We start from the raw sequence: 12,516 nt of genomic DNA, 5'->3' as shown, positions 1-12,516 counted from the left end.
GGTATCGAAATGGCAGTCAGCGTGTTTGACCTCTTCAAGATCGGCATCGGTCCGTCCAGTTCGCATACGGTCGGACCGATGCGCGCGGCGCTGATGTTCGTCCAGGGCCTCGAGCGAGACGGGCAGCTCGATGCGACGGCCCACGTGAAGGTCGAGCTGTACGGTTCGCTCGGCGCCACCGGCAAGGGCCACGGCACCGACCGCGGCGTGATGCTCGGCCTGCTCGGCGACGCGCCCGACACCGTCGATCCCGACACGATCGACGCGCGGCTGGAAGACGTCCGCAAGTCGAAGAAGCTCGCGCTGCTCGGCACGCATCCGGTGCCGTTCGTGCTGAAGGAGAACATCGCGTTCTACCGCCAGGCGCTGCCCGAGCATCCGAACGGGATGAAGCTGCGCGCGTCCGACGCGAACGGCGCGGTGCTGGTCGAGCGCACGTACCTGTCGGTCGGCGGCGGTTTCGTCGTGACGGCCGGTGCGCCGAACACGAAGGTGCTGAGCGCGGCCGAGCAGATGACGCACCCGTTCCGCACCGGCGCGGAGCTGCTCGCGCTGACCGAGTCGACCGGCAAGTCGATCGCGCAGTTGATGTGGGAAAACGAGCGCGCGTGGCACACCGAGGAAGAGACGCGCGACGGGCTGCTGAAGATCTGGGCCGTGATGCAGTCGTGCGTGTCGCGCGGCTGCGGGATCGGCAACCCCGATGCCGACGGCAACCTGCCCGGCCCGTTCCAGGTCAAGCGCCGCGCGCCGCAGCTGTACCGCACGCTGACGGGAAGCCCGGAGCGCGCGCTGCAGGACCCGCTGTCGATGATCGACTGGATCAACCTGTACGCGATCGCGGTCAACGAGGAAAACGCGGCCGGCGGCCGGGTCGTCACCGCGCCGACCAACGGCGCGGCCGGCATCATCCCGGCCGTGCTGCACTACTACACGCGCTTCACGCCCGGCGCGAACGAGCAGGGCGTGATCGACTTCCTGCTGACGGCCGCCGCGATCGGCATTCTCTACAAGCTCAACGCGTCGATCTCGGGCGCGGAAGTCGGCTGCCAGGGCGAAGTGGGCGTCGCCTGCTCGATGGCGGCCGGCGCGCTTGCAGCGGTGCTCGGCGGCACGCCGCACCAGGTCGAGAACGCGGCCGAGATCGGCATGGAGCACAACCTCGGCCTCACCTGCGACCCGGTCGGCGGGATGGTGCAGATCCCGTGCATCGAGCGCAACGCGATGGCATCGGTGAAGGCCGTCAACGCGGCGCGCATGGCGCTGCGCGGCGACGGCTCGCACTACGTGTCGCTCGACTCGGTGATCAAGACGATGCGCGAGACGGGCGCCGACATGAAGACGAAGTACAAGGAAACGTCGCGCGGCGGGCTGGCGGTGAATATCGTCGAGTGCTGATGCCGGGTCCGACGGTAATGCGAGGCGGATTGACGTCCCGCATTACCGCCGGACGTTGTCATGGACACGAATCGTTCAGCCAGTTCTCCAGCCGCAACCCCGGATAGCTCACAAAATCCCGCTCGTTGTTGGTCACGAGGGCGACATCGAGCGACACCGCGTGGGCCGCGATCAGCTTGTCGAGATGATCCTTCTTCCGTTCGCGGGTCGCTTCGCGAACAGGACCGTACGCTTGCGCAGCCGCCACATCGAACGGCGCAACGGGAATATCCTCGATCAGCGCGGCAAGATTTAGACGCTCCCGGTCAGGATTCGCGCACACCGCGACACCGTACTCGAGCTCGGCATACGTGACCGCCGACATCACGACGTCCCCCGTGTAACACTGCGCAAACCGTCTTGCGACCTGCTCCGGCTGATTCCTCATCAGATAGATGCACATGTTGGTGTCGAGCATGTAGCGCGGCATCACAGACCCTCGCGCTCAGCCTGCTCCTGATCGCCGCGTCCTTCGGACATGAAATCCGGCCCGAATTTCGCAAACTTCTCGAGCACACGGGTCAGAGGCCGCCGCATAGGCCGAATACGGATTTCGTCACCCACCCGCTCGATTTCCAGCTCGATATCGCTACGCTCATAAGCAAGGTCTGCTGGAATCCGTACGGCCTGCGAGTTGCCGTTCCGAAATACCCTGGTGGTATGCATGTCGATCTCCGATCCGGATGTACGTCGGATGTACTTTAGATCGTTTCCGATATCATGTAAATCCATGTGTGTACATGACGATCCGTTCGGCAGCGGTATGCTCAATGGGCGGTGCCTCGATCCGTAAGCGAACACTGGCACTTCCATCTTTCCCCTCCCGTCATGATGTTCCTCCGGTGTTTGATGGCTTGATTCAGCCCTGTTCCGACACTTGGTGAATAGCGTCGAGCACCGAGCCCGGCGCGATGCATCACGGCCATTGCCGCCGCGCATGCAATACGCGGAGGATCTCCACGATGTTGTCGGCCGGCCGGATGCGATACACGAGCACGTAGTTCGGCGCGACCACCAGCTCGCGTGTGCCCGCCACGCGCCCTTGCCGATACAGTTCGGCGCGCGCGGGCAACGCCGCGGCCCGCTCCTCCAATCGCTCGTCCGGTTCGAGCGCGGCCAGCGGGTCGTCCTGGCCGATGTAGTCCATGATCGCGGCGCGGTCCTCGCGCGCCTTCGGGTGCCAATGCAGCGCGAGGGTCAAGCAGCATTACCCCGCTTGCCCGCGATCCGTTGACGCAGCGCGGCACGGCGCGACGCAAACTCTGCGCTGACCTCGGCATCGGGAATCGACGGGCGCGGATCGTCCAGCGCCTGCTGCACCTGCTCGCGGAACCAGCGGTCGTGGACGGCCGCTTCATGGGCCGCTTTCAGCGCGGCCGCACGATCGGGCCGGGTCGCCCGGCCGGCTGCATCCGGGTCGAAATCCGACGCGTCCACATCGAACCGGCTGATGCCTATTTCGCGCAGAAACCCGACCAGCGTTTCAAAACGGCGGAACACGCGCACGTCGCCGCGCTTGGCCGACAGGAGCCGTTCGCTTGCGCCGCAACGGGCCGAAACGGCCCAGCCGTTGCCGCAGCCGATCACGCGCGCGGCGCGCACGGCGCCGGCCTCGACGAGCTGGACGAGCGTCTTTTGATCGATCGTTTCGGTTGCCATGATGGATTCTCGATACCGTTAGTCATTCCGGGAAATTTTACTATTGAATGGCCTCCCTTTTTATTGTTACTTGGGAGGTGCGGCATCGATGATCGAGACCCGCATTCGCCTCGACATCCGTAGCCACACTCTTCCCTGTCGAGCGATCACGCACAAGTCACCCTTTCGGCCAACCGCAGCCGGCCAACACGGGCGACGCGCAGTCCGGATCACTCCGTGTTCCGACACTTTTCACGGCCCCGCCGACAGGCGTAAGCTGTACGTCCCGCTACCCAGGGAGACGGCAGCCCATGTCGCATTCCAAGGATCTCGAGCCGCGCGCCACCACCGGTGCGCGACTGCTCGTCGATGCGTTGCTCGCCAATCACGTCGAACGCGTGTTCTGCGTGCCGGGCGAGAGTTTCCTCGCCGTACTCGATGCGCTGGCGGACGACACCGCGCGCATCCAGACGGTCGTCTGCCGCCACGAGGCGGCCGCCGCGAACATGGCCGAGGCCGTCGGCAAGCTGACCGGCCGCCCCGGCATCGCGTTCGTCACGCGCGGGCCCGGCGCGACGCATGCGTCGATCGGCGTGCACACCGCGTTCCAGGATTCGACGCCGATGATCCTGTTCGTCGGCCAGTGCGCGCGCGAGCACCTCGACCGCGAAGCCTTCCAGGAAATCGACTACCGCCGGATGTTCGGCCAGATGGCGAAATGGGTCGCGCAGATCGACGACCCACGCCGCATCCCCGAATACCTGAGCCACGCGTTCCACGTCGCGATGTCGGGCCGTCCGGGCCCGGTCGTGCTCGCGCTGCCGGAAGACGTGCTGTCCGAAGCGTGCGCGCCGCAGCCGGTCGTGCCGGCCGCGAAACGCGTCGCCGCCGCGCCGTCGGCCGCGCAGATGGACGAACTGCGCGAGCGGCTCGCGCGCGCGGAACGGCCGCTCGCGATCGTCGGCGGCAGCGGCTGGACACCCGACGCGTGCGCGAACCTGCGCACCTTCGTCGAGCGCTGGCAACTGCCGGTCGCGTGCGCGTTCCGCTATCAGGACACGATCGACAACGCGCACCCGAACTATGCGGGCGACGTCGGGCTCGGGATCAATCCGGCGCTCGCGAAGCGCATCCGCGACGCCGACCTGCTGCTCGTGATCGGGCCGCGCCTCGGCGAAGCGACGACCGGCGGCTACACGCTGCTCGACATCCCGAAGACCCGCCAGACGCTGATCCACGTGCACCAGGGCGCGGACGAGCTCGGCCGCGTGTATGCGGCCGACCTGCCGATCGTGTCGGGGATGCCCGAGATCGCCGCGCCGCTCGCCGCGCTCGAACCGCCCGATCACCCCGCGTGGGCCGGCACGGCCGCCGACGCGCATCGCGCGTACCGCGAATGGCATGCGCCGCTGCCGATGCCCGGCGACGTCCAGCTCGGCGACGTGATGGTGCAGTTGCGCGAGCGCCTGCCGCACGACGCGATCCTGACCAACGGCGCCGGCAACTATGCGATCTGGCTGCATCGCCACTTCGCGTACCGGCACTTCCGCTCGCAGCTCGCGCCGACGAGCGGCGCGATGGGCTACGGCATCCCGGCCGCGCTCGCCGCGAAATCGCTGTACCCGTCGCGGGCCGTCGTCGCGCTCGCGGGCGACGGCTGCTTCATGATGGCCGGCAACGAGCTTGCCACCGCGATGCAGTACGGACTGAACATCGTCGCGATCGTCGTCAACAACGGGCATTTCGGCACGATCCGCATGCATCAGGAGCGCAACTACCCGGGCCGAGTGCACGGCACGGGGCTCACGAATCCCGATTTCGCCGCGTATGCGCGCGCGTTCGGCGCGCATGGCGAGACGGTCGAGCGCACCGCCGATTTCGCGCCCGCGCTCGAGCGCGCACTGACCTGCGGGCTGCCGGCGCTGATCGAGATCCGCATCCCGCAGGACGCCAGCACGCCGGCCGCGACGCTAGAACAGATCCGCGAGCAGGGCCGCCGCGCGCGCGGCGGATAACGGTGGAAACGCGCACCGCGCCGCCCGGCGTCGCGCTGTCGCACGACGACGCGCTCGTGCTCCCCGGCACGCTGCTCGCGCCGGACGGCACGCTCGTCGCGCCGTACGACGTCGAGCACGGCAGCACCCGCGCAGTCGGCCACGTGCCTGCCGCGCCCGCGCTCGGCCTGCTGCATGCCGCGCATCGGCCGTTCCGGCTCGACTACGACGGCGTGCGGCATGTGCACGTGATCAACGGGATGGGCGTCACGCTCGGCGATTCGGTGATCGGGCTGACCGCGCTCGCCGCACTGCGCGCGGCGCACGCGGGCCTGCGTTTCACGCTGTACCGGCCGGCCCGCACGCCGCGCTATGTCGACGCGCTGTATGCGCTCGCGGCCGACGTCGTCGCGCCGTTGCGCACGCTGCCGTGCCCCATCGAAGCGCTGCCCGCGGACGCGCCGTGCATCGACGTCGGCAATCACCTGTACTGGCCCGCGTTCGCGCGGCTGCCGATGATCGATTTCTTCCTCGACGCGCTCGGCGCCGACCCGGCCGCCGTGCCGGCCGCCGCGAAGCGCAACCGCTGGCTCGCGCGGCTGCCGCTGCCCGCGCTGCCGGCCGCATGGCAGCGGCCGTACGTGCTGTTCTGTCCGAATGCGAGCACCGCGGTGCGCAGCGTGCCGCCCGCGCTGCGCGCGGCGTTCGTGGAACGGCTCGCGCAACGCTACGGGCTGCCGGTGGCCGGGTTCGGCCCCGTCGCGCATCCGGCCTACACCGACGTGAGCGGCGACGCGACCGACACCGCGCGCTTCATCGCATGGATCAAGGGCGCAAGCCTGCTGTTCGCGCCCGACACGGCCGCGCTGCATCTCGCCGACGGTTTCGACGTGCCGACGCTCGCGTGTTTCACGACGATCGGGCCGGCGCTGCGCGTGCGCGACTATCCGCATTGCGTGCCGGTCGCGCTCGACGTGCCGGCCGAATTGCGCGGGCTGCATCGCAGCGAGCGGCCGGACGATCTCGCGGCGGTCGAGGCCGCGTATCGCGCGATCGACTGGGATGCGCTCGCGTGGCCGGCGCCGCGCGAAGCGGCGGCGATCACCGGATAAGAAAACAGCACGCGGCAGCCAGCCGGAACGCCGTCGTCACCCCGCCGCGACCGTCGCCGCGCGATCGCGCAGCGTCTCCGACGGCCGCTTGCCGAACAGCCTTCGGTAATCGGTCGCGAACTGGCTGAGATGCCAGAAGCCCCACGCCTCCGCGACGTCCTGCACCGAGCCGGCCGCGCGCCCGCACAGATCGCGCCGCGCGCCGTTCAGCCGCAGCGTGCGCAGATAGGTCGCGGGCGCCATCCCGAGCACGTCCTGGAAGCAGTACTGCAGCGTGCGCCGGCTCACGTGCAACTGTTCGCACAGCTCGGGCACGCCGACCGGGCGCGTGCGGTGCGCGAGCACGTAGTCGCGCGCCTGCTCGACGATCCAGCGGCGCGTCGACGGCGCGCGGCCGGCGCCGTCGTCGCCCGGTTGCGCGCACGCATCGAACAGCGCGGCCAGCACCTCGGCCTGCAGATCGTCGCGCTGCGCATCGGGCAGCGGGCCGGCCACGGCCACCGCGCCGTCGAGCCGGCGGCCGAGCAGCGCGCACAGGCGCGCGAGCCGCGCATCGCCGACCTGCATCACGCGCTGCGTGAACAGCCGCTCGTCGAGCGCGCGGCGTTCGACCTCCTCCGCATAGCGGCGCAGCACGTCGCCGCGCACGACGACGCCGTAGATCGAGAACTGCGCGGGCGTCAGCAGCTCGAATTCGACGTTGCCGGGCCGGAACGCGAGCGCGCCGGGCCCGATCCGGCATGCATCGACGCGTGCCGTACCGTCGCACACGAGCGGGATGCCGAACCAGTATGCATCGCCGCGCACCTCGCATGCCTGGCGCAGCAGGTGGCTCGTCGATTCTCGAAACAGCTTCATCGTGTCGAGCGGCAGCTCGGTCAGCGTGCCGACGAAGCGGCCGGCCGCGAGCTGGTCGTAGGTCTGCCGCCAGCCGATCAGGTTACGCGCCTGCTCGTCCGCGTCGTGCGCGACGCTGACGACCGCCTGCCCGGCCAGCGCGTCGTCGCCCTGGGCGTTGCGACGCGTGTCTTCGGCCGTCGGTTCTTCGATACTCGCCACGTGTTGATCCATCGTGTTCTCCCTCACCTGCCCGGAACCGCATCTGTCTTGCAAGTCCCGTGCCGAACCGCGCGGCCCGGCGCACAACCCGTCATTTCACGCTACCCGGCCGGCTCGCGCGATACGGGCGCACCCGAAGGCGGCGTGCCGCGCACGCCGCCGGTGCGATCCGCGCCGCGACCGCGCATATTCGCCGCCGTCGCCACCGGCTACCGAATACCGGCTACCCGGCCGGTTTCAGCCGCACGACCCGCGTGCCGCAGTTGCCGTACGCCTGCGCGACCGCCAGCTCGACGATCGCGCTGCCGGCCGGCCAGGGCGCCGCGTCCGCTTCGGGCAAATCGGCACGCAGCGTCGCGCGGCCGTTGATCCGGTAGCGGATGCCGCGCACGAAATCGACGAACAGCAATCCGACCCCGCTGCCGCCGCACGCTGTCGCGTCGATCCGGCCATCGCCGTGTGCGGGCAACGCGAACCGCAGCGTCTTCGTGTCGATCACACGGACGACGGGCAGCAGGTCGCCGTTCGCGTCGCGCAGGCTCTGCACGATGTCGCATGTCACGGCTGCGCGTCCCCCGCATGCGGTGCCGACGAACATGAACGGCTGCGATTCGACGAACTGCCGCACGCCGATGCTTACGCGCGTCGTGACGGCGTCGCTCATCCGCTCGGCTTCGTCCGCCACGCCGAAGCGGTGCTGTGCGTCGAGTTCGCCCGCGTGGAATACGGGGTGGCGCGGAAAGGATCGGGGAAGGTCTGCCATGCCGGTTTTCGTTACACGCATCGGCACACCGGGCCGCAGCGAACCCGCGGCGGCCGGTATCGTTTCCGGCGCTGGCCGCGACGGTGCGAGGCCTGCGCCGGGTGTCGGATGTCGAAGTCGAAAATGGCGAAGTGCCGGATTGCCGGTAGTCGGCGATCGTACCCGCGTGTGCGCCGCTCGACGATCGGGCGAACATCGCCCGGCCGTCGAACGTTCTACGCAGCCCGCGCATCACGCGTGTCACCGCCGAACACCGGCAACCGTACGGCCGGCGCTGCTTTGCCGACCGGCCGGCCCCGGCGCTTCGCCACTGCGTTGACGATCGGGTCAGAAGAACCCGAGCGCCTCGGCCTGGTAGCTGACCAGCAGGCACTTCGTCTGCTGATAGTTCGACAACGCCATCTTGTGCGTCTCGCGACCGATCCCCGACTGCTTGTAGCCGCCGAACGCCGCGTGCGCCGGGTACAGGTGGTAGCAGTTGGTCCACACGCGGCCGGCCTCGATCTCGCGGCCCATCCGGTACGCACGCGTGCCGTCGCGCGTCCACACGCCCGCGCCGAGCCCGTAGAACGTGTCGTTCGCGAGTTCGATCGCTTCCTGCTCGTCCTTGAACGTCATCACCGACGCGACCGGCCCGAAGATCTCTTCCTGGAACACGCGCATCTTGTTGTTGCCGAGCAGCATCGTCGGCTTCACGTAGTAGCCCGTGCCGAGTTCGGCGGCCGGCGCCGTGCGTTCGCCGCCCGTCAGGCATTGCGCGCCTTCGCCGCGGCCGATGTCGATGTACGACAGGATCTTGTCGAGCTGCTGCTGCGACGCCTGCGCGCCGATCATCGTCTGCAGGTCGAGCGGGTGGCCGGACTTGATGCGCTCGACGCGCGCGACGGCCTTCTCGATGAAGCGTTCGTAGATCGATTCCTGGATCAGGATGCGCGACGGGCACGTACACACTTCGCCCTGGTTCAGCGCGAACATCGCGAGCCCTTCGAGCGTCTTGTCGAGGAACGCATCTTCCCGATCGAGCACGTCGGCGAAGAAGATGTTCGGGCTCTTGCCGCCCAGTTCGACCGTCGACGGGATCAGGTTGTCGGCGGCGGCGCGCAGGATGTGCTTGCCGACCGGCGTCGAGCCCGTGAACGCGATCTTCGCGATCCGCTTGCTGGTCGCGAGCGCTTCGCCCGCTTCCTTGCCGAAGCCGTTCACGATGTTGATCGTGCCGGCCGGGAACAGGTCGCCGATCAGTTCCATCAGCACCAGCACCGACGCGGGCGTCTGCTCGGCCGGCTTCATCACGACGCAGCAGCCGGCCGCGAGCGCCGGTGCGAGCTTCCACGCGGCCATCAGCAGCGGGAAGTTCCACGGGATGATCTGGCCGACGACGCCGAGCGGCTCGTGGAAGTGGTACGCGACGGTGTTGTCGTCGATTTCGGAGATGCCGCCTTCCTGCGCGCGGATACAGCCCGCGAAGTAGCGGAAGTGGTCGACCGCGAGCGGCAGGTCGGCCGCCATCGTCTCGCGCAGCGGCTTGCCGTTGTCGATCGTCTCGGCCACGGCCAGCAGCTTCAGGTTCTTTTCCATCCGGTCGGCGGCGGCGAGCAGCAGGTTCGCGCGCTCGGCCACGGACGTCTTGCCCCACTTGCGGCGCGCGGCATGCGCGGCGTCCAGCGCCAGCTCGATATCGTCGGCGCCCGAGCGCGGAATGCGGCAGAACGGCTGGCCGTTGATCGGCGACACGTTCTCGAAATACTCGCCCTTCACCGGCGCCACCCACTTGCCGCCGATGTAGTTGTCGTACTGCTGACGGTACGGGTATTCGACGTCGAGGCCCAGTTGTTTCAGGTCAAACGGGTTCATACATGTCTCCTGTTCATCGTGCTTGTGTAAGTACAGCGCCGGTTGGATCGCGCTGCATCGGTTTACGCAACATGCGTGCCAAACGGACGGGAGCGGAACGAAAGCACGACGACCACGGCCGGCCCGCGTGCGCGCCGTGCCGTGTTCACGCACGCAGCACGGCGGGTGTGCCGATTCGGAACACCGCGATTGCGCAGCGGCGTGGCCGGTGTTCGGATTTTTCACAGTGGCTGTGCCGGACCGTACAGGCATGCGGGCCGCGACGCGTGGCATGTCGCTTGCGTGCGAATCGCGCATCCCGTCCACACGCAGCGGCGTTCGCGCCGGCCGACACCATGAGCGACCCGGCCCCCCCTGACCGACGACGCCGTCGCGTTCATCCGCGAGCAGGCGTTCCTGATCGTCGCGACCGCCGACGCGACGGGCGACAGCGACTGCTCGTACCGCGGCCGCCAGCCGCGCGCCGACGGCGCGTTCGAACCGCTCGTCGACATCCCCGACCGCCGCACGCTCGTGCTGCCCGACTTCGCAGGCAACAATCTGTTCAACACGATCGGCAACCTGCTCGTGAATCCTGCCATCGCGCTGCTGTTCGTCGATTTCGTGCGCCAGACGACCTGGCTCGTGCAGGGCCGCGCGACGATCGACGAGGATGCGGGAAGCCGCGCGCATCTGTGGCCCGACGCGCGGCGCTATGTGGTGATCGAGGTGGAGCACGCGCAGGCGCGCGTGGATGCGGCACTGCCGCCGCTGGTGCTGGCGTGATGTGATGCGATTGGCGGATCGTCAGCGTGCGAAGGCGGTGGTGTGCACTGCACGGGGGCTCCGGCGGCCATCGCCAAAGCACCCATGCGTGACGACGCGACGCTCAACGCGCAGATGCGGTGATGTAGCACTGCACGGGCGCTCCGGCCGCCATCGCCAAAGCACCCATGCGCGACGACGCGGCGCTCAACGCCCGTGCGTCTCCGCACAGGCCGGTTCGATCCGGCTGCGCGCGGGCGCGTCGGCTGGCGCATGCCCGTCCGCGTCGTCGCCCGCTTCAGCCGCCGGCCGCCCGCCGAGAAACACGAACACCACCACCGCGCACAGCACCGTGACGACGGCCAGCCCGGTCAGCAGCCGGTCGAACGCATGCGTATAGCTCGCGAGCAGCGCCGCATGACCGACGCCCGGCAACGCAGCAGCCGCGCCCGCGAGATCGCCGGTCGCGAGCCGCGCAGCCGCACGCAGCGTCGCACCGGGCGTGCCGGCAGCACCAGCCGCCTGCCGCAGCCCCGTCTGCGCGAGCGCGGCCAGCACCGCGCCGACGATCGCGAGCGCGATCCCCTCGCCGGCCACGCGCGTCGTGCTGAAGATCCCCGTCGCCATCCCCGCGCGCTCCTTCGGCACGACGCTCACCGACAGCCCGTCCATCAGCCCCCACGGCATCCCGGCGCCGACGCCGATCGCGAGCATCGGCGCGATCGCCGCCGGCCCCGCTCCGTCGCGCAGCGCGACACCCAGCCACACGAGCCCGCCGGCCGCGACCAGCAGCCCGAGCGCCGAGATCACGCCGGCCGACAGCCAGCGCGTGAGCGTCGCCGCGATGAACGGCACGACGAGCATCGGCGCGGAGATCGCGAGCATCAGCCAGCCGGCGTCGATCTCGCTGAAGCCGTCGATGCCGATGAAGCGCAGCGGCAGCACGACGAGCAGCACGATGTAGCAGCAGCAGGTCGACACCGGCAGCACCTGCACGCCGACGAAGCGCGCGATGCGGAACAGCGACAGGTCGAGCATCGGCCGCGCGACGCGCGTCTCGATCGTCACGAACGCGCATGCGCCGAGCGCCGCGCCGGCCAGCAGCACGATCACGAGCACGCTGGTCCAGCCGCGCGCGGGCGCCTCGATCACGCCGAACGTGAATAGCGTCAGTGCGGCGGTGAACGCGGCCGTGCCGGGCCAGTCGAGCCCCGTCGCATGCGGGTCGCGCGACTCATGCATGCGCGGCAGCCCGAATGCGAGCGACAGCACGCCGGCCACCGCGCTCGTGACGAAGATCGCGCGCCAGCCGTAGTGCCCGATCAGGCCGCCGGCCAGCACGGGCCCGAACGCGAGCCCGATGCCGAAGGTCGTGCCGAGCAGGCTGAACGCGCGCGTACGCGCCGCGCCGTCGAACTCCTGCGCGAGCGCGGCCGTGCCGCCCGCGAGCGCCGCGGCCGCCGCGAGCCCTTGCGCGGCGCGCAGCAGGTCGACCGCGAGCATCGACGGTGCGAACGCGAGCGCAACCGACATCAACGTGAAACCGCCGACGCCGATCGCGAACAGCCGCTTGCGGCCGAACTGGTCGGCCAGCGCGCCGGCCGCCATCAGGAAACTGCCGAACGCGAGCATGAACGCGTTGGTGATCCAGTTCATCGCGACCGTGCCGCCATGCAGGTCGCGGCCGATCGCCGGCGTCGCGACCGCGCCGCCCGAAAACGACAGCGGCAGCGCGACGGCGGCCATGCAAACGGCGGCCAGCACCCACGCGCGCCGGCGCGCCGAAACCGCCGATACGGCTGAAAACGGGTGATCCATCATCGCTCCTCGAAAAGCCGGCGCGGATGCGCCGCCAGAGCGACAGAAGATAAATCCGATTCAATCCGCGAAAAACCACGCGAAGTTCCACATATAA

General features: G+C 69.2%; 11 protein-coding genes and 1 pseudogene. 4 read left to right on the top strand and 8 right to left on the bottom strand.

What is annotated here, in order from left to right:
- Window positions 1-9 precede the first annotated feature (9 nt).
- On the top strand, window positions 10-1,398 hold the full coding sequence (locus tag ACM6JT_RS06605; protein WP_105390396.1) for an L-serine ammonia-lyase: 1,389 nt from the start codon (window positions 10-12) through the stop codon (window positions 1,396-1,398).
- 58 nt (window positions 1,399-1,456) lie between these two features.
- Here the strand turns inward: ACM6JT_RS06605 and ACM6JT_RS06600 are convergent, their stop codons facing one another.
- The 4 genes from ACM6JT_RS06600 to ACM6JT_RS06585 form a co-directional block, all read right to left on the bottom strand.
- Entirely contained in the window at window positions 1,457-1,867 is a 411-nt protein-coding gene (locus ACM6JT_RS06600; protein WP_414856138.1) for a type II toxin-antitoxin system VapC family toxin, read from the bottom strand.
- Window positions 1,867-2,103 carry a type II toxin-antitoxin system VapB family antitoxin gene (gene vapB, locus ACM6JT_RS06595; RefSeq protein ID WP_034183867.1) on the bottom strand — a complete coding sequence of 79 codons (237 nt, stop codon included), beginning with the start codon at window positions 2,101-2,103 and terminating at the stop codon, window positions 1,867-1,869. Before vapB ends, ACM6JT_RS06600 begins: the two co-directional genes overlap by 1 nt.
- A gap of 250 nt (window positions 2,104-2,353) precedes the next feature.
- A complete protein-coding gene (locus tag ACM6JT_RS06590) occupies window positions 2,354-2,638 on the bottom strand; it encodes a type II toxin-antitoxin system RelE/ParE family toxin (RefSeq protein ID WP_414856137.1) in 285 nt (94 codons plus the stop codon).
- On the bottom strand, window positions 2,635-3,096 hold the full coding sequence (locus ACM6JT_RS06585) for a hypothetical protein (protein ID WP_131948726.1): 462 nt from the start codon (window positions 3,094-3,096) through the stop codon (window positions 2,635-2,637). Before ACM6JT_RS06585 ends, ACM6JT_RS06590 begins: the two co-directional genes overlap by 4 nt.
- A gap of 290 nt (window positions 3,097-3,386) precedes the next feature.
- Between ACM6JT_RS06585 and ACM6JT_RS06580 the strand changes: the two genes are divergently transcribed.
- On the top strand, window positions 3,387-5,090 hold the full coding sequence (locus ACM6JT_RS06580; protein ID WP_034183864.1) for a thiamine pyrophosphate-binding protein: 1,704 nt from the start codon (window positions 3,387-3,389) through the stop codon (window positions 5,088-5,090).
- Window positions 5,087-6,181, top strand: coding sequence for an ADP-heptose--LPS heptosyltransferase (locus ACM6JT_RS06575; RefSeq protein ID WP_414856160.1), 1,095 nt, complete (start codon window positions 5,087-5,089; stop codon window positions 6,179-6,181). Before ACM6JT_RS06580 ends, ACM6JT_RS06575 begins: the two co-directional genes overlap by 4 nt.
- A 36-nt stretch (window positions 6,182-6,217) precedes the next feature.
- On the opposite strand, the gene ACM6JT_RS06570 is transcribed toward ACM6JT_RS06575, so the two are convergent.
- The 3 genes from ACM6JT_RS06570 to ACM6JT_RS06560 all read right to left on the bottom strand — a co-directional run bounded on the left by ACM6JT_RS06570 (window position 6,218) and on the right by ACM6JT_RS06560 (window position 9,857).
- Window positions 6,218-7,252, bottom strand: coding sequence for a helix-turn-helix domain-containing protein (locus ACM6JT_RS06570; RefSeq protein WP_034183863.1), 1,035 nt, complete (start codon window positions 7,250-7,252; stop codon window positions 6,218-6,220).
- A gap of 211 nt (window positions 7,253-7,463) precedes the next feature.
- Window positions 7,464-8,003: a hypothetical protein gene (locus ACM6JT_RS06565; protein WP_217590121.1), complete on the bottom strand. Its 540-nt coding sequence runs from the start codon at window positions 8,001-8,003 to the stop codon at window positions 7,464-7,466.
- Between the two features lie 327 nt (window positions 8,004-8,330).
- On the bottom strand, window positions 8,331-9,857 hold the full coding sequence (locus ACM6JT_RS06560) for an aldehyde dehydrogenase family protein (protein WP_034183862.1): 1,527 nt from the start codon (window positions 9,855-9,857) through the stop codon (window positions 8,331-8,333).
- A 216-nt stretch (window positions 9,858-10,073) separates the two neighbouring features.
- On the opposite strand from ACM6JT_RS06560, the pseudogene ACM6JT_RS06555 reads away from it, so the two are divergent.
- Window positions 10,074-10,622, top strand: a pseudogene (locus tag ACM6JT_RS06555) (pyridoxamine 5'-phosphate oxidase family protein).
- 186 nt (window positions 10,623-10,808) lie between these two features.
- On the opposite strand, the gene ACM6JT_RS06550 reads toward ACM6JT_RS06555, so the two are convergent.
- Entirely contained in the window at window positions 10,809-12,419 is a 1,611-nt protein-coding gene (locus ACM6JT_RS06550; RefSeq protein ID WP_414856136.1) for an MFS transporter, read from the bottom strand.
- Window positions 12,420-12,516: the final 97 nt, after the last annotated feature.

Source organism: Burkholderia sp. IT-111MI5 (assembly GCF_949752865.1).
GTDB lineage: Bacteria > Pseudomonadota > Gammaproteobacteria > Burkholderiales > Burkholderiaceae > Burkholderia > Burkholderia pyrrocinia_C.
The sequence above is the reverse complement of the archived record's forward strand: the minus strand, read 5'-3'. Positions and strand labels throughout refer to the sequence as shown.

What these genes read in the sequence shown, in the direction of transcription:
- ACM6JT_RS06550 (WP_414856136.1), bottom strand. Translation starts at nt 12,419, where the DNA reads ATGGATCACCCGTTTTCAGCCGTATCGGCGGTTTCGGCGCGCCGGCGC.
- ACM6JT_RS06605 (WP_105390396.1), top strand. Translation starts at nt 10, where the DNA reads ATGGCAGTCAGCGTGTTTGACCTCTTCAAGATCGGCATCGGTCCGTCC.
- ACM6JT_RS06585 (WP_131948726.1), bottom strand. Translation starts at nt 3,096, where the DNA reads ATGGCAACCGAAACGATCGATCAAAAGACGCTCGTCCAGCTCGTCGAG.
- ACM6JT_RS06580 (WP_034183864.1), top strand. Translation starts at nt 3,387, where the DNA reads ATGTCGCATTCCAAGGATCTCGAGCCGCGCGCCACCACCGGTGCGCGA.
- vapB (WP_034183867.1), bottom strand. Translation starts at nt 2,103, where the DNA reads ATGCATACCACCAGGGTATTTCGGAACGGCAACTCGCAGGCCGTACGG.
- ACM6JT_RS06600 (WP_414856138.1), bottom strand. Translation starts at nt 1,867, where the DNA reads ATGCCGCGCTACATGCTCGACACCAACATGTGCATCTATCTGATGAGG.
- ACM6JT_RS06565 (WP_217590121.1), bottom strand. Translation starts at nt 8,003, where the DNA reads ATGGCAGACCTTCCCCGATCCTTTCCGCGCCACCCCGTATTCCACGCG.
- ACM6JT_RS06570 (WP_034183863.1), bottom strand. Translation starts at nt 7,252, where the DNA reads ATGGATCAACACGTGGCGAGTATCGAAGAACCGACGGCCGAAGACACG.
- ACM6JT_RS06560 (WP_034183862.1), bottom strand. Translation starts at nt 9,857, where the DNA reads ATGAACCCGTTTGACCTGAAACAACTGGGCCTCGACGTCGAATACCCG.